Source organism: Roseateles toxinivorans (assembly GCF_004362525.1).
GTDB lineage: Bacteria > Pseudomonadota > Gammaproteobacteria > Burkholderiales > Burkholderiaceae_C > Paucibacter > Paucibacter toxinivorans.
Map to the genome: position 1 here is coordinate 1 of NZ_SNXS01000020.1, position 21,557 is coordinate 21,557.

21 protein-coding genes are annotated in these 21,557 nt (G+C 68.1%); 7 read left to right on the forward strand and 14 right to left on the reverse strand.

Annotated features, from left to right (window positions below):
- Positions 1-117: 117 nt before the first annotated feature.
- The 5 genes from DES47_RS28380 (at position 118) to DES47_RS28395 (ending at position 2,732) form a co-directional block, all read left to right on the forward strand.
- Positions 118-789, forward strand: coding sequence for a response regulator transcription factor (locus tag DES47_RS28380; protein WP_133704162.1), 672 nt, complete (start codon positions 118-120; stop codon positions 787-789).
- The gene (locus DES47_RS28895) at positions 786-962 is read left to right on the forward strand and encodes a hypothetical protein (RefSeq protein WP_166652233.1); all 177 of its coding nucleotides are present in this window, start codon (positions 786-788) and stop codon (positions 960-962) included. The genes DES47_RS28380 and DES47_RS28895 overlap by 4 nt, the downstream gene beginning before the upstream one ends.
- Positions 963-1,010: 48 nt before the next feature.
- A complete protein-coding gene (locus DES47_RS28385; RefSeq protein WP_166652234.1) occupies positions 1,011-1,418 on the forward strand; it encodes a sensor histidine kinase N-terminal domain-containing protein in 408 nt (135 codons plus the stop codon).
- A complete protein-coding gene (locus tag DES47_RS28390; protein WP_166652235.1) occupies positions 1,373-1,828 on the forward strand; it encodes a sensor histidine kinase in 456 nt (151 codons plus the stop codon). Before DES47_RS28385 ends, DES47_RS28390 begins: the two co-directional genes overlap by 46 nt.
- A gap of 142 nt (positions 1,829-1,970) precedes the next feature.
- The gene (locus DES47_RS28395) at positions 1,971-2,732 is read left to right on the forward strand and encodes a PEP-CTERM sorting domain-containing protein (RefSeq protein WP_133704165.1); all 762 of its coding nucleotides are present in this window, start codon (positions 1,971-1,973) and stop codon (positions 2,730-2,732) included.
- Between the two features lie 28 nt (positions 2,733-2,760).
- On the opposite strand, the gene DES47_RS28400 is transcribed toward DES47_RS28395, so the two are convergent.
- The 9 genes from DES47_RS28400 to DES47_RS28440 all read right to left on the reverse strand — a co-directional run bounded on the left by DES47_RS28400 (position 2,761) and on the right by DES47_RS28440 (position 13,479).
- A complete protein-coding gene (locus DES47_RS28400) occupies positions 2,761-3,666 on the reverse strand; it encodes a hydroxymethylglutaryl-CoA lyase (RefSeq protein WP_133704166.1) in 906 nt (301 codons plus the stop codon).
- 40 nt (positions 3,667-3,706) lie between these two features.
- Positions 3,707-5,692, reverse strand: a complete 1,986-nt coding sequence (locus tag DES47_RS28405) for an acetyl/propionyl/methylcrotonyl-CoA carboxylase subunit alpha (protein ID WP_133704167.1) — start codon at positions 5,690-5,692, stop codon at positions 3,707-3,709.
- A 102-nt stretch (positions 5,693-5,794) separates the two neighbouring features.
- Positions 5,795-6,805, reverse strand: a complete 1,011-nt coding sequence (bioB, locus tag DES47_RS28410; protein WP_133704168.1) for a biotin synthase BioB — start codon at positions 6,803-6,805, stop codon at positions 5,795-5,797.
- A complete protein-coding gene (bioD, locus tag DES47_RS28415) occupies positions 6,802-7,509 on the reverse strand; it encodes a dethiobiotin synthase (RefSeq protein ID WP_133704169.1) in 708 nt (235 codons plus the stop codon). The genes bioB and bioD overlap by 4 nt, the downstream gene beginning before the upstream one ends.
- Positions 7,506-8,726: an 8-amino-7-oxononanoate synthase gene (gene bioF, locus DES47_RS28420; RefSeq protein ID WP_133704170.1), complete on the reverse strand. Its 1,221-nt coding sequence runs from the start codon at positions 8,724-8,726 to the stop codon at positions 7,506-7,508. Before bioF ends, bioD begins: the two co-directional genes overlap by 4 nt.
- Positions 8,716-10,035: an adenosylmethionine--8-amino-7-oxononanoate transaminase gene (bioA, locus tag DES47_RS28425; protein WP_133704171.1), complete on the reverse strand. Its 1,320-nt coding sequence runs from the start codon at positions 10,033-10,035 to the stop codon at positions 8,716-8,718. The genes bioF and bioA overlap by 11 nt, the downstream gene beginning before the upstream one ends.
- The gene (locus DES47_RS28430; protein WP_133704172.1) at positions 10,035-10,814 is read right to left on the reverse strand and encodes an enoyl-CoA hydratase/isomerase family protein; all 780 of its coding nucleotides are present in this window, start codon (positions 10,812-10,814) and stop codon (positions 10,035-10,037) included. The genes bioA and DES47_RS28430 overlap by 1 nt, the downstream gene beginning before the upstream one ends.
- A 6-nt stretch (positions 10,815-10,820) precedes the next feature.
- On the reverse strand, positions 10,821-11,867 hold the full coding sequence (locus tag DES47_RS29690; protein ID WP_133704173.1) for a DinB family protein: 1,047 nt from the start codon (positions 11,865-11,867) through the stop codon (positions 10,821-10,823).
- Between the two features lie 4 nt (positions 11,868-11,871).
- Entirely contained in the window at positions 11,872-13,479 is a 1,608-nt protein-coding gene (locus tag DES47_RS28440) for a carboxyl transferase domain-containing protein (RefSeq protein ID WP_133704174.1), read from the reverse strand.
- A 166-nt stretch (positions 13,480-13,645) separates the two neighbouring features.
- On the opposite strand from DES47_RS28440, the gene DES47_RS28445 reads away from it, so the two are divergent.
- Both DES47_RS28445 and DES47_RS28450 read left to right on the forward strand, forming a co-directional pair.
- Positions 13,646-14,353, forward strand: a complete 708-nt coding sequence (locus DES47_RS28445; protein WP_243748496.1) for a TetR/AcrR family transcriptional regulator — start codon at positions 13,646-13,648, stop codon at positions 14,351-14,353.
- 106 nt (positions 14,354-14,459) lie between these two features.
- The gene (locus DES47_RS28450) at positions 14,460-15,152 is read left to right on the forward strand and encodes a PEP-CTERM sorting domain-containing protein (protein WP_133704176.1); all 693 of its coding nucleotides are present in this window, start codon (positions 14,460-14,462) and stop codon (positions 15,150-15,152) included.
- 4 nt (positions 15,153-15,156) lie between these two features.
- Here DES47_RS28450 and DES47_RS28455 read toward each other — a convergent pair whose 3' ends face one another.
- From DES47_RS28455 to DES47_RS28900, 5 genes are all read right to left on the reverse strand, one after another.
- Positions 15,157-17,328, reverse strand: a complete 2,172-nt coding sequence (locus DES47_RS28455) for a xanthine dehydrogenase family protein molybdopterin-binding subunit (protein ID WP_133704177.1) — start codon at positions 17,326-17,328, stop codon at positions 15,157-15,159.
- Entirely contained in the window at positions 17,325-17,789 is a 465-nt protein-coding gene (locus tag DES47_RS28460) for a (2Fe-2S)-binding protein (RefSeq protein ID WP_133704178.1), read from the reverse strand. The genes DES47_RS28455 and DES47_RS28460 overlap by 4 nt, the downstream gene beginning before the upstream one ends.
- Before the next feature lie 128 nt (positions 17,790-17,917).
- Entirely contained in the window at positions 17,918-18,157 is a 240-nt protein-coding gene (locus tag DES47_RS28465; RefSeq protein WP_133704179.1) for a hypothetical protein, read from the reverse strand.
- Between the two features lie 190 nt (positions 18,158-18,347).
- Positions 18,348-21,275, reverse strand: coding sequence for a TonB-dependent receptor domain-containing protein (locus DES47_RS28470; protein ID WP_133704180.1), 2,928 nt, complete (start codon positions 21,273-21,275; stop codon positions 18,348-18,350).
- An 80-nt stretch (positions 21,276-21,355) separates the two neighbouring features.
- The gene (locus DES47_RS28900; protein ID WP_166652236.1) at positions 21,356-21,520 is read right to left on the reverse strand and encodes a hypothetical protein; all 165 of its coding nucleotides are present in this window, start codon (positions 21,518-21,520) and stop codon (positions 21,356-21,358) included.
- Positions 21,521-21,557: the final 37 nt, after the last annotated feature.

Below are 21,557 nucleotides of genomic sequence, written 5' to 3' on the forward strand. Positions count from 1 at the left end.
CGGCAAAACCAAGTGCCGCTAGCGCAGCGGGCTTCAACATTCCACTTCAGGTCGGGGCCAGCACCGATGACTGCGCTTTGTGCAGACCTTCCCTAACAAGCAGCCCGAAGTGCAACGATGGCCACTGTTCTTCTCGTCGAGGATGATCTTCCGCTGGGCAATTCTCTGCAGCGGGTGCTGGCTATGGCCGGCCATCATGTGGTGTGGCTGCGCAGTGCCGGCGACGCCCGACGCTTTCTCGATGAGATGGACTTCGCGCTGCTGCTGCTGGACATCTGTCTGCCCGACGAAACCGGCCTTTCGCTGCTGGGCTGGTGGCGCGGCCTGGGCCGGGCCACGCCGGTGATGATGATCACCGCGCGCGACAGCATCAGCGAACGCGTGCAGGGCCTGGATGCCGGCGCCGACGACTATCTGGCCAGGCCCTTCGCAATGGAGGAGCTGTTGTCGCGGGTGCGCGCCCTCTTGCGCCGCCACAGCGGCCAGGTCAGCAACACCTGGCAACTCGGCGCACTGAGCATAGACACGGCGCGCCGGCGCATCTTGCTCGAAAACGAGGAGGTGGCCCTGTCATCGCGCGAGTACGACATCCTGCTGGCTCTGGCCGCCGAACCCGGCCGGGTCATGACACGCCCCCAGATCGAGCGGACCCACAGCGCCGCCGATGCGCTGGACAGCAATGCCATCGATGTGCACGTCTACAAGCTGCGCAAGAAGCTGGGCAATGGTTGGATCGGCACGGTACGCGGCGTCGGCTATGTGCTCGATCTGCCAAGCACCGCACCATGAACCACCCCTCGCTGATACGCCGGCTGATCGCCTGGCAGGCACTGGCCCTGGTGATCGCCTGGATGGTGCTGGCCAGCCTGATGACCTGGCAGGCGCTGCAGCGTGGCGAAAGCCAGCTGGATGCGCGCCTGCAGCAGTTCGGCAGCGCCTTGGCCGAGGCGGCCGGCGGATAGACCGCGCAGCAGGCGCTGGCGCTGCGCCTGCAAACCACCGAGACCGCGTTGCAGCAGGCCAGCGGCCGCGACGCACTGGGCGCCGTGGCCCAGCCGCTGTACCAGGTCTGGCGGGCAGACGGACGGCTGCTGTATCGCAGTGCCGGCGCACCCATCGAGGCCCTGGCGCCGCTGCAGCCCGGCTATGTCGAGACGGAATTCGCCGGGCAACCCTACCGGCTGCTGACCGTGGCCTCCAGCAACGGCGCACAGCTGGTGCAGATGGCCGAGCCGATGCAGGTGCGCCTGAGCAGCATGCTGCCCCTGCTGTGGGTGGTGCTGCAATCGCAGCTGGGCGTGTTCCTGTGGCACGAGCTGGTGATCTGGGTCACCGTGCGCAGCGGCGGGCCGGCGAGGTGGCCCCGGTGCAGGTGGACAGGCTCTATGCCGAGACCGCCCCGGTGGTGCAGGAGTTGAACGCCCTGCTGGCGGCCCTGGCACGGCCACGCGGCATCGAGCTCTCGCTGCAGGCCCCGGACAGCCTGACGTGGGCGCTGGACCGCTCGGGCTTTTGCTCCGTCATCAACAACCTGGTGGACAACGCCATCCGCTACACACCGGCGGGTGGCCGGGTCGAGGTCCTGCTGCAGGTCGAGTCCTCGGCACTGGAGCTGCGCGTGCGCGACAACGGCCGCGGCATCGCCCCGGCGCAGCGGGAGCGCGTGTTCGAGCGCTTCTATCGCGTACCCGGCAGCAGCGAGCAAGGCACCGGCCTGGGCCTGGCGATCGTCAAGCGCATCGCCGAGCGCGAGGGTGCGGCGCTGGACTTCGTTGACGGCCTTGATGGGCGCGGGGTGGGGCTGATGCTGCGCTACCTGGCCGCCTGAGGGATCGGTCGCCGGGCACGCCGCATTTCCGCGCCAAAGGGCTCACCGGCCTGCCCCCGAGGGTCGGGGATTCGCACCACCATGGGTCAATCCTAGACTGCGCCCAGCACCCGCTCGTCACGTGCTTTGCAGGAGCCCAGACATGCCCTACCGCCGCCTCGTCGCCACCGCCACGCTCGCCGCGATGGCGTCATCCGCCCAGGCCCTGGTGAGCACGTGGGACGGGTCGTCCAACCTGCTGCCGGAGCAGGCGGACCCCGGCTGGGCCCTGATCGACGAGGGCGCTGGCTCGCCGAGCTTTGCCGGCGGCGTGCTGAGCATACAGACCAGCGCCGCCCACAGTGCCCGGCAGTACTACACCATGGGCGGCGTCGATCTGGACTTCTCCAGCGGGGCACCCTTCTGGCTGGAGGCCGAGATGAGATACATCTCCGGCAGCCAGACTTCGGGCTGGTGGCGCGCTCCCGGGCATATGAGCTTTCGCTTCGACAACGGACGCATCGCGGTGCTGGAGATCAGAAAGGACCTGATCTACATCCGCAACGGTGACAACTCGGCGGGTGACACCGCCGCCGTCGACACCGACGATGCGTTCCATACCTATCGCATGGAGGCACTGGGCACCGGTGCCGGCACCACGGTAAATGTCTACCAGGACGGTTCACTCGTGCTCAGCGACAACGCCCTGTATGCCGCCGGTGGCGCGGCCTCGGTCTCATGGGGCGAGGCCTCGACCCTGGCGACCGGCACCACGCAGTGGAAGCGGGTCAGCCACAATATGGCCGCCGTGGCGGTGACGCCGGTGCCCGAACCCGGCAGCTGGGCGCTGTGGGCCGCAGGCCTGGCGGCCATGGGCTTCCTGACCCGCAGAAACCTCAGACAGCCTCAACGCATCCGGGCATAGTCCAAGACCAAGGCCCCGGGCCACCCGCTCAACCGGCCCGCTTGGCCAGCAGGGCCCGACCGACCCGCGACACCGGCGGCCGGCCCAGCACGCCGGAGATGAAGGCGCCGGCGTCGACCAGCTTGTCGATGTCGATGCCGGTATCTATGCCCAGGCCATTGAGCATGAAGACCACGTCCTCGGTCGCGACATTGCCGGTCGCGCCCTTGGCATAGGGGCAACCGCCGAGGCCGGCTACGCTGGCGTCGAAGTTGTGCACGCCCAGTTCCAGACAGGCGTAGATGTTGGACAGCGCCTGACCGTAGGTGTCGTGGAAATGGCCGCTGACCTCGACCAGCGGATAGTGCTTCAGCGCCCGCTCCATCGCCGCCTGAACCTTGCGCGGCGTGCCCACGCCAATCGTGTCGGCCACGCCCATGTGGTCGACACCGATGTCCTTCATCAGCCGGACGACGTGTTCAACCTGGTCGGCGCTGATTTCCCCCTCGTAGGGGCAACCGAGCGCACAGGACAGCGCGCCGCGCACCTTGATGCCGGCGGCATGCGCGAACTCGACCACCGGAGCGAAGCGGGCTATGCTCTCGGCGATCGAGCAATTGATGTTCTTCTGGCTGAAGGCCTCGCTGGCCGCGGCGAAGACGACGATCTCGTCGGGCTTCGTCGGCAGCGCCGCCTCCAGGCCCTTCATATTCGGCGTCAGCACGCTGTAGCGCACGCCGGGCTGTCTTTGAATGGCGGCCATCACCGCCAGGTTGTCGGCCATCTGCGGCACCCACTTCGGGCTGACGAAGCTGGTGACCTCGATCTCCTTCAGGCCGGCCGCCTGCAGCATGGCCACCAGCTGGGCCTTGTGCTCGGTAGACACCGGCTCCTTCTCGTTCTGCAATCCATCGCGGGGGCCGACATCGACGAGGGTGACGTGGGTGGGCATCATGGTGATTCCTCAGGTAGCCCGGATGCAATCCGGGGTGGGTTCATTGCAGACTCAAGAGCGCAGCGCCATCGCCGACCTGGTCGCCGATGCCGAACATCAGCTCGGCCACCACGCCATCGCGCGGCGCGGTGATCGTGTGCTCCATCTTCATCGCCTCCATCACCGCCAGCGGCTGGCCCTTGGTGACGGCATCGCCCACCTTGGCCAGGAAGGCGATCAGCTTGCCGGGCATCGGTGCGGTCAGGCGGCCGCCCTCGGCAGCGCCGTCGCCGGCGTGGGCGATCAGGTCCACCTCGGTGACCACGGCCGAGCCGTGCGGTGCGAACACACTGACCTTCTCGCCATGGGCATAGACCTGCAACAGCGTGCGTTGCGACGCGAGGCCCTCGCCCAGCACCACCTCGTGGCGCTCCAGGCCGGAGCTGTCAACGGCCAGCGCAATCTCGCGCCCCGCTACCGTCAGCACCATGCCGCCGCCATGGCGACGGGCCAGCAGCACCTCGTGATGCGTGCCCCCCACCTCGAGGTCGAAGCGGCGATTGGCGGCACCGAACATGCGCCAGCCATCGGGCTTGGACCACGGATCCTTGTCCTGCTTGCTCGCCTCCAGCGCATGGGCCACCACACCGGCGGCCACCAGCTCCAGCGCCAGCGGTGCCGACTCGAACAGGGCCTTGTGCTCGCGCGGGATCAGCGCCGTGTCCAGATCAGCGCTGGCAAACGAGTGGCTGTTCACCACGCGGCGCAGAAAGGCCACATTGGTGTGCAGGCCGGCGATGTGCGTGTCGCGCAGCGCGGCGTCGAGCCTTGCCAGCGCCTGGGCACGGTCCTCGCCCCAGACGATCAGTTTGGCAATCATCGAGTCGTAGTTGGGGCTGATCGCATCGCCCTCGCCGACGCCGCTGTCGATGCGCACATCGCCGCGCTCGAAGCTCACGTGCGCCGGCCAGCGCGCCACATGCAGGGTACCGGTGGCGGGCAGGAAGTTGGCGTCGGGGTTCTCGGCGCAGATGCGGGCCTCGATCGCATGGCCCCGCATCGGGATCTGTTCCTGCTTCAAGGGTAGCGGTTCACCCGCGGCCACGCGCAGCTGCCACTCGACCAGATCCTGGCCGGTGATGGCCTCGGTGACCGGGTGCTCGACCTGCAGCCGCGTGTTCATCTCCATGAAGTAGAAACGGCCGTCCTGCTCGGCGATGAACTCGACCGTGCCGGCGCCAACGTAGCCGACTGCCTTGGCTGCGGCCACCGCAGCCTCGCCCATCTGCTTGCGGCGCTCGGCCGTCATGCCCGGGGCCGGTGCTTCTTCCAGCACCTTCTGGTGGCGGCGCTGCACCGAGCAGTCGCGCTCGTGCAGATAGACGCAGTCGCCATGGCTGTCGCCAAAGACCTGGATCTCGATATGGCGGGGCTTCTGCACATAGCGCTCGACCAGCACCGCGTCGTCGCCAAAGCTGTTGATCGCCTCGCGCTTGCAGGAGGCCAGCGCGGCCTCGAAGTCCTCGGCCTTGTCCACCGCGCGCATGCCCTTGCCGCCGCCGCCGGCGCTGGCCTTGATCAGCACCGGGTAGCCGATGCGATCGGCCTCGGACTTCAGCAGCGCCAGGTCTTGACTGGCACCGTGATAGCCCGGCACCAGCGGCACGCCGGCCTGCTCCATCAGGCGCTTCGACTCGGCCTTCAGGCCCATCGCCTTGATGGCGGACGGCGGCGGGCCGATGAAGGCAATGCCGGCATCGGCGCAGGCCTGCGCGAACTCCTCGTTCTCGCTGAGGAAGCCATAGCCCGGGTGCACGGCCTGGGCGCCGGTGGCCTTGGCCGCCTCGATGATGCGCTCCCAGCGCAGATAGCTATCGCGCGGCGCGGCGCCACCGATCAGCACCGCCTCGTCGCAGACGCGCACATGGCGGGCCTGGGCGTCGGCCTCGGAGTACACGGCCACGGTCTTCACGCCCAGGCGGCGCGCGGTTGCGGCAACACGGCAGGCGATCTCGCCGCGATTGGCAATCAGGATCTTGTTGAACATCTCTGTCTCCAGTTCAGCTTGGTAGCCCGGATGCCAATCCGGGGTGTCTCATCGGCGATTCGCCCCGGATTGCGCTGCGCTTCATCCGGGCTACGGGGTCCATCAATGCGTCGAGGCAAGCCCCGCCTCGGTCGAGCAGCGCATGCCCAGACGCCTGAGCAAAGCGCGGTCGGCCTCGGCCTGCGGGTTGCTGGTGGTCAGGAGCTTGTCGCCGTAGAACATGCTGTTGGCGCCGGCCAGAAAGCACAGCGCCTGCATCGTCTCTGGCATCTGTTCGCGGCCGGCCGACAGGCGGACCATTGCTCGGGGCATGGTGATACGGGCCACGGCGATCGTGCGGATGAACTCCAGCGGGTCCAGCTCGGCCGTGCCGGCCAGCGGCGTGCCTTCGACCTGGACCAGGTTGTTGATCGGCACCGACTCAGGGTAGGGGTCCAGATTGGCGAGTTGCACGATCAGGCCGGCGCGCTGGCGGCGGGTCTCGCCCATGCCGACGATGCCGCCCGAGCAGACCTTGAGGCCGACGGTGCGCACGCGGTCCAGCGTGTCCAGGCGGTCCTGGTAGGTGCGGGTGGTGATGATCTGGCCGTAGAACTCGGGGGCGGTGTCGAGGTTGTGGTTGTAGTAGTCCAGGCCCGCATCGCGCAACTGCTCGGCCTGGCCGTCGGCCAGCATGCCGGCGGTCAGGCAGGTCTCCAGGCCCATGGCCTTCACTTCCCTGACCATCTCGCCGATGGCTTCCAGATGCCGGTCCTTGGGCGAGCGCCAGGCCGCGCCCATGCAGAAACGCGTCGCGCCATTGGCCTTGGCTGCGCGGGCGGCCTCGACCACCTCTTGCAGCGGGATCAGCTTGTCGGCCTTCAGACCCGTGTCGAAGTGGGCCGACTGCGGGCAGTAGGCGCAATCCTCCTCGCAGCCGCCGGTCTTGATCGACAGCAACGTCGACAGCTGCACCGCATTGGCATCGAAACGTTCGCGGTGGGTCTGCTGTGCGCGGAACATCAGGTCGTTGAACGGCAGCTCGAACAGCGCCGCCACCTCGTCGACCGTCCAGGCCTTGCTGTTGCGGCGGTGTTCGTCGGTGGTGGGGGTCAGGGTCTGGATTTGGTTCATGCGGATGCTGGTGTCAGGTAATCGGCCAGGAACTGGCCGGCGTGGTGATTCAGAGCGGCTGCCACGACGGCCGGCGTCGGGGATTCGAGGCGTGGCACGAGGCCCCAGCAGGGGGCGTCCAGATGGCGCTCCAAGGCCTGCAAATTGTCTTGCAGATGGGGCATGTCCGGGTCCACCGTGTTGGCGACCCAGCCGGCCAAGCTGAGCCCGCGTGAGCGTATCGCCTCGGCGGTCAGCAGCGCATGGTTGATGCAGCCCAGGCGCAGGCCGACGACCAGCACGACGGGCAGCCGCAGATCGACGGCGAGGTCGGCCGTGTCCCAGTCAGCGGTCAGCGGCACACGAAAACCGCCGACGCCTTCGATGACGGCGACGTCGGCCCGGTCGGCGACGCGACACACGGCCGCCAGCAGCGGCTCGCGTTCGATCTCGCGGTCTTCCAGCCGGGCGGCGATATGCGGCGCGCAGGCGGCGCGGAACTGCAGCGGGCCGACCTCGGCGTCGCTCAAGCCCAGATTGCCGGCCTCGCGCAGTTGCTGCACGTCCTCGTTGATCCAGCGGCCATCGATGAAGTCCTGGCCCGCGGCAATCGGTTTGATCGCGGCGACTTTCAGGCCCGCCTGCGCAAAGCGGTGCGTAAGGCCGGCGCTGACGCAAGTCTTGCCGATCTCGGTGTCGGTGCCGGTGATGAACAGGCCCCTCATGCTGAAGCCTCCGCGGCGGCCTGGGCCAGTGCGTCGAGCAGGCGCTGGATGTGGGCTTCGGTGTGCATGGCGCACAGCGTGATGCGCAGCCGCGCGGTGCCGGCCGGCACTGTCGGCGGGCGGATGGCCGGCACGCGCAGACCCTCGCGCTCCAGCCGCGCGGCAAGCGCCAGCGCGGCGGCGTTGTCGCCGATGATCAGCGGCTGCACGGGCGTGTCGGATTTCGCCAGGCGCCAGTTCAGGCTTGGATGCGCGGCGAGGATGTTGGCGATGCCTTCCCGCAGCTGGGCCTGGCGCTGGCGCAGGTTCGCGCGTCGTTGCTCGCCCTCGCCCGATGCCATCAGCTCCAAGCTGGTCAGCAAGGCATGGGCCACGGCCGGCGGCGCGGCGGTGGTGAAGATGTACGGCCTTGCGGCCTGCAGCAGGTACTGCGTGATCGTCGGGTGCGCGGCGACGAAAGCGCCGGCCACGCCGGCCGCCTTGCCCAGCGTGCCGACCAGTACCAGCCGCTCGCTGCGCAGGCCGAAATGCGCCAAGCTGCCGCGCCCCTGCGGGCCCAGCACGCCAAAGCCATGGGCGTCATCGACGATCAGCCAGGCGTCATGCCGCTCGGCCAGCGCCAGCAGTTCGCCCAGCGGTGCCAGATCGCCGTCCATGCTGAACACCGCATCGGTGACGATCAGCTTGATGCGGGCCGTGCTGGCTTGCAGCAGCGCGGCCAGCTGGGCCATGTCGCGGTGCGCGTAGCGCTGCACCTCGGCCTTGGCCAGGCGGGCGCCGTCGATCAGCGAGGCATGGTTCAGCTCCTCGGAGAAGATCGCCGCCCCGGCATCGCCCAGCGCCGTCAGCACGGCCAGATTGGCCATATAGCCGGTGCAGAAGAACAGCGCCTGTGCCTGCGGAATCTCGCCGGACACGACTTCGGCCACCGCCTGCTCCAGCGCCGCATGGGCCGCCGAGTGGCCGCTGATCAGATGCGAGGCCCCCGAGCCTGCGCCGTAGCGGCGCGCGCCGGCGATCAGGGCCTCGGCAAGCGCCGGGTGCGCGGCCAGGCCCAGATAGTCGTTGCTGCAGAACATCAGTAGCTCGCGCGCCCGGCCGTCGGCACCGCGCACGGTCTGCACCGGCGCGGTGGCGCTCTCGGCAACGCGCAGCACGCGGGTCAGGTCCTTGGCGGCGATGGCCTGCAGCTTGGTGGCCAGGTGCTCAAGAAGCATCAGACAGCACCTCGTTCAAGGTCGCAGCAACGGCGTCGAACAGGAAATGCGCCGTGGCGGCGTCAACAAGATAGGGTGGCATCAGGTAGACGGTGCGGCCGATGGGCCTGATCAGCAGCTCGCGCTCGCGCGCCGCCAGGTGGAAGCGCTCGGCGAAGCGATCGCCCGGCAGCTTCACATCGAACGCCAGCATCATGCCGCGCTGGCGCAAATGCTCGACGCGGGCATCCCTTGCCAGTGGCGCGAAGGCCTGGGCCAGCAGCCGCGCCTGCTCGATGTTCTGCTCCAGCACCTGGTCGTGTGCAAAGCGGTCCAGCACCGCATTGGCCGCCGCGCAGGCCAGGGCATTGCCGGTGTAGGAGTGCGAATGCAGAAAGCCGAGGGCGACATCGTCGCTCCAGAAGCTTTGATAGACGGCCTCGGTGGTCAGCACCAGCGACAGAGGCAGGGTGCCGCCACTGATGCCCTTTGAAAGGGTAATGAAGTCAGGCCACCCGCACTCCCCCTGCTCGAAGGCGAAGAACGTGCCCGAGCGGCCGCAGCCAACCGCAATCTCGTCGGCGATCAGATGCACGTCGAACTCATCGCACAGCTGGCGCACCGCGCGCAGGTAAGAAGGCTCGTGCATCGCCATGCCGGCCGCGCACTGCACCAGCGGCTCGATAATCAGCGCGGCGACATGGCCGCGTCTCTCGGTCAACGCGCGGCGCAGATCAGCCACCGCGCGGGCCTCCTGCTCCGGCCCCAGCCGCGAGTCGGGCGACTCGACCACATGGGCGCGCATCAGCAGCGGGTCGTAGGCGTCGCGGAACACGGCCACGTCGGTAACGGCCAGCGCGCCTATCGTCTCGCCGTGATAGCCATGCTTCAGGCAGACGAACTCGCGCTTGTTCGTGAGGCCCAGATTGCGCCAGGAGTGAAAGCTCATCTTCAGCGCGATCTCCACCGCGCTGGCGCCATCGCTGGCGAAGAAGGTGTGACCCAGCGTGCCGCCGGTCAGTCTAGAGAGCTTCTCGGCCAGCTCCACCGCAGGCGCGTGCGTGCAGCCGGCCAGCATCACATGGGGCAGGATGTCGAGCTGGCGCTTGATCGCATTGTTGATGCCCGCGTCGGCATGACCGAACAGGTTCACCCACCAGGAGCTGTTGGCATCGAAATAGCGGCGGCCCTCCATGTCGAACAGCCAGGCGCCCTCGCCCCGCGCAATCGGCAGCGGCGGCGCAACGGCCGCCCGCGCCATCTGCGTGCAGGGGTGCCACACCGCCGCGAGGCTGCGGCGTTGCAGGTCTTGCTGGGCGTTCGCGGACATCAGGCCAGCCAACTGGGCTTGCTCTTGTTCAGAAAGCTCTGCACACCCTCGCGCCCCTCGGCGCTGGCGCGGATGTCGGCAATGCGGCGAGCCGTGTCGTCGCGCAGCGCCGCCGTGATGGGCGCATGGGCCACGTCCTGCACCAGCTTCTTGCAGGCGCGCACGGCCATCGGGCCGTTGGCGACCAGGGCCGCAACCAGGGCGCTAACCTTCTCGTCCAGCGCCTCCGGCGTGGTTACTTCATGCACAAGACCCAGGCGATGTGCCTCGGCGGCCGAGAAGCGCTCGGCTGTGACGAAGTAGCGGCGCGAGGCCTGCTCGCCGAGCGCCCGCACGACATAGGGGCTGATCGTGGCCGGCAGCAGGCCGAGCTTGGCCTCGGACAGGCAGAAGCCCACGTTGTCGCTGGCCACGACGATGTCGCAGACGCTGACCAGGCCCACGCCCCCGGCATAGACATCGCCTTGCACCCGCGCGATCACCGGCACCGGGCAGCTGTAGATGGCCCACAGCATGTCGGCCAGCTTAGCCGCATCGGCATGGTTCTCGTCCCAGCTGTAGCCGGCCATGGCCTTCATCCAGTTCAGGTCGGCACCGGCACAGAAGGCCTTGCCCTCGGCGGCCAGCACGATGGCGCGCAGGCCCGGCTGGTTGGCCAGGCCGGTGAAGGTGGCGCACAGCTCGGCAATCGTCTCCTCGTTGAAGGCATTGCGCAGCTCGGGCCGGGTCAGCGTGACGGTGGCCAGCGCGCCGTCGATATGCAGGCTCAGATTGCCCATGATCTTTCAGTCCTCGACGTGGAAGGTTTCGGGCTGGGGCTCCTGGCGCAGCATGTGGGCCAGATCCAGTTCCGGGCAGGCGTGGCCCATGGCGGTGAGCGCGGCGGTGATCTGGCCGCGGTGGTGCGTGCTGTGATTGAACACATGCTGCAGGCAGCCCAGCAGCGACAGCGAGACTGGCTCGCCCTTGCTGGTGCGGTAGTCCAGGGTTCCGGCCAGGCGTTCGTCGCTCAGGCCCGCGATCACCGGCGCCCAGGCCTCGGTGTCCCGCTGCAGATCGGCGGCCAGGCACTGCCTGTCGGTTTCGACCTCGGTGTTAAGAGCCAGCACGTTCGACTCGCCGCGCGCGAAGCGCGGCAACCACAGTAACTGCTCGCCGACACGCAGATGGTTCAAAGTGCCGTGGATGCTCTTGAAGAACAGCCCCGCGTCGCGGCGATAGTCGTCTTCGCTCAGCGTCGCAATGGCCGCCAGCAGCCGCTCGGTGGCCCAGCTGTTGTAGCGGGCCATGCGCAGCAGCGAGGCCCGCAGCAGCGGCTGTGCCAGGGCCTTGACCATCACGATGCTGTGATAGGTCTTGCCCTCCCAGTGCACCTCCTTGACCGGCCGGTAGCCGCTGCGCTCGTAGCGGCTGCGCAGATGGCGTGCCGGCTTGGCGGTGTCCAGCGCCAGATAGGCATAGCCCTGGCTCTGCGCAAAGTCTTCGGCGGTCTGCATCAGCCGGGCGCCCAGACCCTGGCCCTGGCAGTCGGGGTCCACCGCGTACTGCGACAGAATGGCCGTGTCGCGGCGCAGATACCAGGGCGTGTCCAGACACCAGCTGTCCTGCTCAGGCCGGTAGCGGCCACGCACCAGCACCGTGCCAACGAGCTTGTCGCCTTCAAAAGCGACGAAGCACTGGCCCTGGCCGATGCGCTTCTTCGTCAGCTCGACCGGCTGATACACGGCGGTGAAGTTCCAACCCTGCTTGCCCAGCGAGGCATAGGCCTTGTGCAGCAGCGCGGTCAGCGTGTCCAGCGAGTCGTCGGCTTGTAGGGGACGGATGATGATCATGGCCTTACATCCGGAACACGCCGAACTTGGTCTCGGGAATCGGTGCGTTCAGCGCGGCGCTCAGCCCCAGAGCCAGCACGCGGCGGGTGTCGGCCGGGTCGATCACGCCGTCGTCCCAGATGCGGGCCGAGGCGTAGTACGGGTGGCCCTGGGCCTCGTACTGCTGGCGGATCGGCGACTTGAAGGCCTCTTCCTCGTCGGCGCTCCAGGCACCACCCTTGGCCTCGATGCCGTCGCGGCGTATCGTGGACAGCACGCTGGCCGCCTGCTCGCCGCCCATCACCGAGATGCGGGCGTTGGGCCACATCCACAAGAAGCGGGGCGAGTAGGCGCGGCCGCACATGCCGTAATTGCCGGCGCCAAAAGAGCCGCCGATGATCACCGTGAACTTGGGCACCTGGGCGCAGGCCACGGCCGTCACCATCTTGGCGCCGGCGCGGGCAATGCCGTCGTTCTCGTACTTGCGGCCGACCATGAAGCCGGTGATGTTCTGCAGGAAGATCAGCGGGACCTTGCGCTGGCAGCACAGCTCGATGAAGTGGGCGCCCTTGTTGGCACTCTCGGCGAACAGGATGCCGTTGTTGGCGATGATGCCCACCGGCATGCCCTCTATGTGCGCAAAACCGCAAACCAAGGTGGCGCCATAGCGCGCCTTGAACTCGTCGAACTCGCTGCCATCGACGACGCGGGCAATGACCTCGCGCACATCGAAGGGCTTACGCGTATCGGTCGGGATCACGCCATGCAGCTCGGACGCCTCGAACAGCGGTGCGCGCGCCTCCTGCATGGCCAGCGGGTTGTTTTTGCGCCAGTTCAGACGCGCCACCGACTGGCGGCAAATAGCCAGCGCATGCATATCGTTGTTGGCCAGATGGTCGGCCACGCCGGACAGACGGGTGTGCACATCACCGCCGCCCAGGTCTTCAGCGCTGACGACCTCGCCGGTGGCCGCCTTCACCAGCGGCGGGCCGCCGAGGAAGATCGTGCCCTGATTCTTCACGATGATGGTCTCGTCGCTCATCGCCGGCACGTAAGCGCCGCCTGCCGTGCAGGAGCCCATCACCACAGCGATCTGCGGAATGCCCTGGGCGCTGAGGTTGGCCTGGTTGTAGAAGATGCGGCCGAAGTGGTCGCGGTCGGGGAACACCTCGTCCTGGTTCGGCAGATTGGCGCCGCCGGAGTCGACCAGATAGATACAGGGCAGGCCGTTCTGTTGCGCGATCTCCTGCGCGCGCAGATGCTTCTTCACCGTCAGCGGGTAGTAGGTGCCGCCCTTCACGGTGGCGTCATTGCAGACCACCATGCACTCGACGCCAGAGACCCGGCCGATGCCGGCCACGATGCCAGCGGCCGGTGCGTCGTTGTTGTAGACGTTCAGCGCGGCCAGCGGGGCCAGCTCCAGAAAGGGCGTGCCCGGGTCCAGCAGCATCTCGACGCGGTCGCGCGGCAACAACTTCCCTCTTGCCACATGCTTGGCCCGCGCCGCCTCGCCGCCGCCCAGCGCGATCTTGCCCAGCTGGGCCTGCAGATCCTCGACCAGGCCCCGCATGGCCTCGGCATTGGCCTTGAAGTCGGCGGAACGGGCGTTGAGCTTGGTGGTCAGGGCCGGCATAGGGTCTCCAGTCGTCAAGACGGCCGAAACTGAGTTCGGCTCAATTTAGTTACAGCGCATCCGCCTCATGTGACTGAAGCGGCGCGAAGCCACAAGGATAATGCAGCGTAAAAAACGGCGCAAGCAACACTTGAGCTTTACTCAAATATTGCGCAGAATCGAGCCCGTGACAGCCACCAAGCCCGCCCTCGCCAGCCAGCGCCGCGCCCCCGCCGGCGCCAAGGCCGAGCAGCGCGTGAAAGACATTCTGCGCGTCGGCCGCGAGGTCTTTGCCGAGCGCGGCTACGAGCGCGCCACCACCATAGAGATCGCCCAGCGCCTTGGCATCTCCGAGGCCACCGTGTTCACCTACTTCCGCGGCAAGCGCGAGCTGTGCATGCGGGTGATAGGCGACTGGTACGACGAGATCATCGACACCATAGAAACCGGCCTGCCCCGCTCGGCGCCGGTGCGCGAGCAGCTGGAGTTCGTCGTCCATACCCATCTGCGCCTGTTCCTGATCCAGGGCACGGGGCTATGCGCGCTGGTGCTGTCCGAGGGCCGCACGAAAAGTGAATCGGGCCAGGAGCTGGGCGAGGCCTTTGTTGCCATGCAGCGCCGCTACACCGCGCCGCTGATGGACCTCCTGGCCCGCGGCCAGGCCAGCGGCGAGGTGCGGCAGGACATCTCGCTGCGCCTGCTGCGCTCGCTGGTGTTCGGGCCCATGGAGCACATGCTGTGGGAGGTCATCAGCACCGGTCGCCAGCTTGATGTCGATCAGAGCGCCCGCGATCTGGTCGCCCTGCTGTGGCCGGCGCTGCAGGCCCCCGATCAGGAGCTGAAGGCGCTGCGCGCGCTGCGACACACGATGCAGGCCGCGCTGGCCCAGGCCTGAGCCGATCCCGGCCGGACTTCGATCGTAGGGATGGGCAAGCCGCCGCGCTTGCCCTAGCGTGACCTGGCCCGTGCGTTGCGGGCTCAACCCCGTCAGGAGCATCCCGATGAAACTCCATGCGTTCACCGCCGCCGTCGCGGCCATCTCGGCGCTGCTCGCAGCGCCCGCACAGGCGGTCGTCGTGGTCGACGACTTCAACACGCCGCAGAATTTCTCCAGCTGCAACTTCCCCGGCTTCTCCTACCAGGCCGGAGACATGCTCTACGGCGACCGGCTGTTCAGCGGCGGCTGCTCGAGACCGGCGGCGGGGGGCGGGATTACGGTGGCCGGCGGTCTGGCCAGCTACGGCGCCGGGGGCATCAGCCAGATCACCATCAACGGGCTGTACGACGCCTCGCTACCGCCCGGCTCGGGCGACGCGAAGCAGGCGGTGGACCTGACCCAGGCCGGCGCCAACGACCGCTTCGCCATGCGCATCATGGTGAGCAACGAGACCCGATTCACGCTGAGCGTGGCCAGCGCCTCCGAATCGGCCTCGCTGCAGCTCGATCTGCCGGTCACCGCGGGCTTTGTCGAGCTGGCCCTGCCCTTTGCCAGCTTCAGCCCCGCCTCGGCCGCCCTGTGGCAGGGCGTCACCAGCGTGAGCTTCCAGATCGTCGACACCACCGTCAGCCCCGGCGGCCTGTTCTCGGCCAGCGGCGAGATCGACTTCATCCGCGCCGTGCCCGAGCCTGCCAGCGCCCTGTTGCTGGCGCTGGGTGTGCTCGGACTGGCCGCCCGGCGCCGCTCGGCCGGCTGAGAGTTCAGCTCCAGGACAGATCGTGCTTGCGCAGTGGCAGCGAGCGCACCCGCTTGCCGGTGGCGGCAAAGATGGCGTTGCCCAGCGCCGGCGGAAGCGGCGGGAAGGCCGGCTCGCCCAGGCCGGTCGGCGCCATGTCGCGCTGGATGAAGTGCACATCGATGCGCGGAGGCACCTCGGGCATGCGCAGATGGGGGTTGTCGTCGAAACTGCCCTGAACGACGGCGCCGTTCTCCACCGTGATCTCCTGCCACAGGCTGCTCGAAAGGCCGTCTATCACCGACCCCTGCACCTGCTGCTCGGCCCCGCTGAGATTGACGATGGGCCCCACATCAACGGCCGAGGTGACGCGCTGCACGGCCACCCCTCCGGTGCGGCTGACACTCAGCTCCACCACATGGGCGATATAGCCGCCGTGGCTGAAGTAGGCCGCCAGCCCCATGCCGCTGCCCCTGGGCAGCTTGCGCCCCCAGCCGGCCTTCTCGGCGGCCAGGCGCAGCACGCCCTTCATGCGGGTGGGGCTGAAGTCCGGCTCCTTGAGTTCGCGGTCCTCGCCCAAGAGGGCCAGGCGGAAGGCCAAAGGGTCCTGGCCGGCGGCATGGGCCAGCTCGTCGGTGAAGCTCTCAAGCATGAAGGCATTCAGGTTCGAGCCCGGCGCGCGGTAGGCGCCTGCGGGCAGGTTGCTGTCCACCATCGCCACCTCGACCCGGTAGTTGGGCACGAAGCGGGCCGGATACAGCGAGGCCCGGAGCTTGGGCGTGACCGGGTCGCGGAAGGCATGGCGCGCATGCTTGACGTGCAGCGCCTGCAACCGGCCCTGGGCGTCCAAGCCGCCGCGCAGCCGCTGCCAGCCAAAGGGCCGGTAGAAGTCATGCCGCATATCGTCTTCGCGGGTGTACATCAGCTGGATGGGGGCCTTCATGCGCTGGGCGATGGTGCCGGCCTCGAGCACGAAGTCGGATTCGAAGCGGCGGCCGAAACCACCGCCCAGGCGTGCGATCTGCACCTCCACCTTGGCGGCAGGCACGCCCAGCACGGCCTGCACGGCCAGCACCGCGATGCCGGGAAACTGGCACGGCGCGATGAGGCGCAGGCCGCCCTCGAGCGTGGGCTCGGCGAAGCAGCTCATCGGCTCCATCGTCGTGTGCGCCAGTATCGGCAGCTCGTAGGTGGCCTCCACCAGCTTGGCGGCACGGGCCAGCTCGCCCGGCACGTCGCCATCGTCACGCCACAGCTCGCCCGACTCGGCCAGGCGCTGCAGGGCCGTGGCCCGGTAGGCGGCGCTGCTGTGCTGCTTGTAGGCGTTGTCGTCCCATTGCACCTTCAGGGCCTGCTTGGCCTTCAGCGCCGCCCAGGTCGAGGTGGCAACGATTGCCACAAAGGGCTGCAGGCTGCGGAACGGGCGGTCCTGGGGAATGGGCCGCAGCGCATCGGCATCGCCCTCGACCAGAAAGGCATCGCGCACGCCGGCCATGGCCTTGATCTGCTCCAGATTGGCGCTCAGCGGCTTGGCGCCGAACACCGGCGACTTCGCGATCACCGCATGCAGCAGGCCGGGGCGCTGCGTGTCCCCGCAGAACAAGGAGGTGCCGCGCACGATCTCGGCGCTGTCCACCTGGGCCACGCGGCGGCCGAGCAGCTTGAACTCGGCGCGCGGCTTGAGCTTCAGGCCGGCCGGGTCGGGGGCCTTGAGCCTGGCCGCAGCCGCCGCCAGCTCGCCGTAGCCGGCCCGACGGCCGCTGGGGGCATGCAAGACCTGACCCTTGTCGGTGCTCAACTCCGCGACCGCCACACCCCAGCGCTCGGCCGCCGCCAGCATCAGCATCTGGCGCGCCGCAGCGCCGGCCCGGCGTAGCTGATCCCAGGACTGCGGCACCGACTGGCTGCCACCCGAGCCCTGGTCCGCCATGCGTGCGTTGGCGCCGGCCTGCAGCACACGCACCCGGGCGAAGTCCACATCAAGCTCTTCGGCCAGCAGCATGGGCAGCGAGGTCTTCACGCCCTGGCCCATGTCCGGATTCTTGGCCAACAAGGTCACCAGGCCTGCGCTGTCAATGCTGATGTAGGCATTGGGCGCGAAGGCCTCGTCCGCAGCGGCCTCCCGTTCAGGCACCAGGCCAAGCATCAGGCCGCCACCGGCCAAGGCGCTCACTTGCAGGAAGTTGCGGCGCTTCATGCTCCTTCTCCCCGCGCCACCAGCTTGATCGCCGCACGTATGCGCAGGTGGGTGCCGCAGCGGCACAGATTGCCGGCCATCGCGCTGTCGATCTCGGCGTCCGTGGGCTTGGGTTTCGCCTTCAGCAGCGCCGCCGCCTGCATGATCTGACCGCACTGGCAATAGCCGCACTGGGCCACGTCAAGCCTGATCCAGGCCTGCTGCAGCGGATGCAGCCCCTGCGGATGCAGGCCCTCGATGGTGGTGACCCTCTTGCTGCCCAGCGCCGACACCGGCAGCTGGCAGCTGCGCTGGGCCTGGCCGTCCACATGCACGGTGCAGGCTCCGCACAGGCCCTTGCCGCAGCCGTACTTGGTGCCGCTGAGCTGCAGCTCGTCTCGCAGCACCCACAGCAGGGGTGTGTCGGCATCGACCTCGGCCTGACGGGTCTGGCCGTTGATGTTCAGCGCGTAGCGGGGCATAACAGCTCCTGTTGGTGGCGGGATGCAGGTCAGCTTAGGCAGGCCCGCCACGCGCCGGCCCCTGTCAAGCGACGAAACCAGCACATCGTGGAGCGGATGGCGGCATCGCCGGACGGGGAGCGATCAGGCTAGCGACGGCCCTGCGCGCGGCTCATCAAGGTGCCGGCCGTGGCGGCCATGCTGTCGATCTGGGCCTGCAGCATGTCGGTGACGCGCCGCAGCTCGCCCTGCGTGCGTTGAGATGTCTTGCCCTGCGTCAGCTTGAGCCGATCGCGCAGCTCGCGCTCCATGGCACGTATGCGGGCGCGTTCGCGCTCCAGTTCGGCCTGGCTCATGCGTTTCCATTGGGGGCGCTTCTTCTCTGCCATGATGACTCCACAGTTCGGGGTCCGCGACGCGGACACCCGAGCACTATGGCCAGCGGCGGAGGCCACGTTGGCGGCGCTGTGACGAGTCGCCGCTTCAGCGCCGCGGAACCCCGCCGACGGGGATCAAGCGGCCAGACCGCGGGAGGATCGCCTCCCCCGTTCTGGCCTCGGCTTGACACCTGCCCCCCGATCAGAACTTCAGCGTCGCCCCCACCGTGATGTAGCGGCCGATCACGTCATACACCGTCGGGAAGGTGTTGCCGGCATTCACGCCGGTGCCGCTGATGGTGTTGCCGACGATGGGCGGCTGCTTGTCGAAGGCGTTGTTGACGCTGAGGTTCAGGCGCAGCATCTCGTTGACCTTCCAGGAGGCCGACAGGTCCACATAGTTGTGCGCCTTGATGCTGGCATAGGCCGGCAGGAAGTCGGTGCCGCCGGGCTCCTCCTGCATCTTGCCGATATGACGCCAGTTGTAGCCCAGGGTCCAGTTGCCCACCGCCCAGGTGGCTCGCTGGGTGAACTTGGTCCTGGGCGCATAGCCGGTGCCGCTGACGGTGGCACTCTGATTCAGGTTGCTGCAGGCCACGCTGTAGTAGCCCAGGCACTGGCGCTTCACTGCGCTGGGCGTGGTCTGCACGCTGTAGTCGGAGGTGAAAGCCGCATTCAGGCTCAGGTCCACCTTGCCCCAGCGCGCGTCAAGGCCCAGCTGCTTGAGGTCCAGCAGGTAGTTCACGCCCAGATCGACACCGCTGGTCCAGAGCTTGCCCAGGTTGGACTGGGGCGTCACCACCCCCGGCGAGGTAGCACCGTTGAAGGTGCCCAGCGGGCCGCGCATCACCAGCGCACAGGCGGCGTTGAGGCCCAGGCCGGGATTGCGCGCCGGGTCATAGCAATCGCTCAGCACATCGGTCACGCTGGGGGCCGAGATCGCCTTGTCGAGCTGTATCCTGAAATAGTCCACCGACACCGTCAGCCGTGGCATGCTGGTCGGCTGGAACACAAAGCCCAGCGTCTGCGTGTCGGCAACCTCCGGGCCGAGGCCGAGATTGCCGCCGCTGGTGTTGTTGATCTGCCCGGCCGATGGCGCCGGCAGACTGCCCACCGCCGCCAGCGGCACACCGGTCAGCCGGCACAGATTCGACAGCGTGCCGGCCGTACTGGCATCGGCCGCGTTGATGCGATTGCCCTGGCAGGGATCGATCGCCAGATTGGACAGGCCCGCCGTCTGTGGTGCGAAGAGCTCGTTGGTATTGGGTGCGCGGGTGGCGCGCTGCCCCATCAAGCGCACGCGCAGGCCCTGCACCGGCTCCCAGTCGCCGCCCAGCTTCCAGCTGCCGTAGCTGGTGCTGGCCTGGGTCGTCATCTCGGTGCGTCGATAGCCCAGCTCCAGGCCCAGCTTGTGGGCCAGGGGCTTGCGAGCCAGCAGCGGCACACTGGCCTCGGCAAAGAACTCCTTGAACTCGATCGTGCCGGAGCGGTCCGGCCGCGGCGCGCCGGTGCCCAGCACCTCACCCTGGATCTGCGAGGCGGCATCGGAGGCATTGGCGGCGAACACCTCGCGGTACTCCGCGCCCAGGGCCACGCCGATGGGATCGGGGCTCCAGGGGCTCTTGAAGGCCCCCAGCTCGCCCGAGACCGAGCCGGCAGCGACCTTCTGCTTGACCTTGGCCAATATCAGCGCATTGAGGTTGATGAAGTTCAACATCTGCGGCGTGATCGAGCCCTCGGCACCGAAGACGTTCAGCGGCACGCAGCCATTGGCGGGGTTGGTACAGGCGGTCGTGCTCAGGGCGCGCAGGGCCTGCTGCACCTTGGCGTTCGATCCCCAGTTGCCGCGCGTCTGCACCTGGTTGGTGTCGCCGCTGGCGAAGTGCGTGTCATAGCTCCAGACGTCGTTGATGGCGCCGCGCGCACCGACCGTCACCTGCTGCGTGCGGGTCTCGAAATCATTGATGCGCGGGCCCAGTTCGGTGAAGCGCCGGCCAATCGCCATCGGCACTTCGGTGGCGTTGCCGACCACGCAGTCGGCCGCGGCGATACCGCGCACCTGGCAGACCTGCTGCCGCATTGCCTCTGGCATCAACGGGTTACCGATCGGCACCTGGTAGACGTTCAGAAAGGTGGCCGATGACGCGAGGTTGGAGACCACGGTCGATCGCGTGTGGAACAGATCGGCATAGAGCTCCAGACGCTCCCCCAGATTGAGCGTCGCCAGCGCGGTGGCCTGGCGCCGGTCCAACGGCGTGATGAAGTAGTTCGGCGGGTTGAAGTTGTAGCTGGCAAACGGCGCGACCAACTGGCCCGTGGCCGGATCGATCTGCATATTCGCCAGGCTCGGTGTGCCGGCGGGCAGGCCGGCGATCGATGGCACCTGGAAAGTGCCCGGCACACCGGTGCCCGAACCCTGCTGGGTGCCATTGGTCGAAGACAGACCCACCATCGAGAAGGGCCGCTGGCCCTGCAGCAGCGGCGTGGTCTTGGCCGTGCCCAGGCTCAGCACCATATGGCCGCGGCCATCGGCGAAGGCGCCACCCATGGTGATGTCGGTGCGCTTGCGGCCGGCATCGCCGTCACCCGACTGGCCGTAGCTGCTGCTCAGCTCCACGCCCTTGAACTGGCGGTTGAGCACGAAGTTGGCCACGCCGGTGACGGCGTCGGCGCCATACACGGCCGAGGCGCCGCCGGTGACCAGGTCGATGCGCTTGAGCAGCGCGATCGGGATGATGTTGGAGTCCACCTGACCGTCCAGATCGAAGGGCACCATGCGGCGGCCGTCGATCAGCACCAGCGAGCGCCGACTGCCCAGGCCGCGCAGATCCAGCGTGGCCGCACCGGTGGTGCCGTTGTTGGTGGCCGGCCCCATGGCCGGCACGGCCGAGGGCAGGCCCTTGACCACGTCCTCCACTGCCACCGGCTGGCTGGAGTTGATCTCCTCACGGCCGATCGAGGTGACGGGGCTGCTGGACACCGCGCTGATGGTGCGTATGCGGCTGCCGGTGACCTCGATGCGCTCCAGGGTGGTGGCGGCCGGCGGCTGGGCCTGTTGGGCCTGGGTCGGCAGAGCCAGGCCGGCGATGGCCAGCAACACGGCATGATTGATGCGGCTGTGTGGGTGCATGAATCGTTCCTTTCGGACGGTGGGTTGGTGAAGCAGCCCAGTCTTGCTTCTGCCCCCAAAACGCACCGAGCGGGTTTCCCTCAGCGCAGCGCCGCCGCCGAGACCGGCCGGCGATTCGGCCCAGCCAGCCGGGCGCCAAACACCTGCCGTCGGTCATTCGTCACGGCCATGGCGGGCACGCTCCGGCGATAAACGACCGTCGTCACCGCAGGCATGGCATTCGCCACTTCGGCCAGAACCCTCATCACATCGATATGCAGGCCCCTGTCAATCTGTAGCCGC

Excerpts from the sequence above, each read along its gene's own strand:
- DES47_RS28380 (WP_133704162.1), top strand. The coding sequence starts at position 118 with ATGGCCACTGTTCTTCTCGTCGAGGATGATCTTCCGCTGGGCAATTCT.
- DES47_RS28895 (WP_166652233.1), top strand. The coding sequence starts at position 786 with ATGAACCACCCCTCGCTGATACGCCGGCTGATCGCCTGGCAGGCACTG.
- DES47_RS28395 (WP_133704165.1), top strand. The coding sequence starts at position 1,971 with ATGCCCTACCGCCGCCTCGTCGCCACCGCCACGCTCGCCGCGATGGCG.
- DES47_RS28400 (WP_133704166.1), bottom strand. The coding sequence starts at position 3,666 with ATGATGCCCACCCACGTCACCCTCGTCGATGTCGGCCCCCGCGATGGA.
- DES47_RS28405 (WP_133704167.1), bottom strand. The coding sequence starts at position 5,692 with ATGTTCAACAAGATCCTGATTGCCAATCGCGGCGAGATCGCCTGCCGT.
- bioB (WP_133704168.1), bottom strand. The coding sequence starts at position 6,805 with ATGAACCAAATCCAGACCCTGACCCCCACCACCGACGAACACCGCCGC.
- bioD (WP_133704169.1), bottom strand. The coding sequence starts at position 7,509 with ATGAGGGGCCTGTTCATCACCGGCACCGACACCGAGATCGGCAAGACT.
- bioF (WP_133704170.1), bottom strand. The coding sequence starts at position 8,726 with ATGCTTCTTGAGCACCTGGCCACCAAGCTGCAGGCCATCGCCGCCAAG.
- bioA (WP_133704171.1), bottom strand. The coding sequence starts at position 10,035 with ATGTCCGCGAACGCCCAGCAAGACCTGCAACGCCGCAGCCTCGCGGCG.
- DES47_RS28430 (WP_133704172.1), bottom strand. The coding sequence starts at position 10,814 with ATGGGCAATCTGAGCCTGCATATCGACGGCGCGCTGGCCACCGTCACG.
- DES47_RS29690 (WP_133704173.1), bottom strand. The coding sequence starts at position 11,867 with ATGATCATCATCCGTCCCCTACAAGCCGACGACTCGCTGGACACGCTG.
- DES47_RS28440 (WP_133704174.1), bottom strand. The coding sequence starts at position 13,479 with ATGCCGGCCCTGACCACCAAGCTCAACGCCCGTTCCGCCGACTTCAAG.
- DES47_RS28450 (WP_133704176.1), top strand. The coding sequence starts at position 14,460 with ATGAAACTCCATGCGTTCACCGCCGCCGTCGCGGCCATCTCGGCGCTG.
- DES47_RS28455 (WP_133704177.1), bottom strand. The coding sequence starts at position 17,328 with ATGAAGCGCCGCAACTTCCTGCAAGTGAGCGCCTTGGCCGGTGGCGGC.
- DES47_RS28460 (WP_133704178.1), bottom strand. The coding sequence starts at position 17,789 with ATGCCCCGCTACGCGCTGAACATCAACGGCCAGACCCGTCAGGCCGAG.
- DES47_RS28465 (WP_133704179.1), bottom strand. The coding sequence starts at position 18,157 with ATGGCAGAGAAGAAGCGCCCCCAATGGAAACGCATGAGCCAGGCCGAA.
- DES47_RS28470 (WP_133704180.1), bottom strand. The coding sequence starts at position 21,275 with ATGCACCCACACAGCCGCATCAATCATGCCGTGTTGCTGGCCATCGCC.
- DES47_RS28900 (WP_166652236.1), bottom strand. The coding sequence starts at position 21,520 with ATGAGGGTTCTGGCCGAAGTGGCGAATGCCATGCCTGCGGTGACGACG.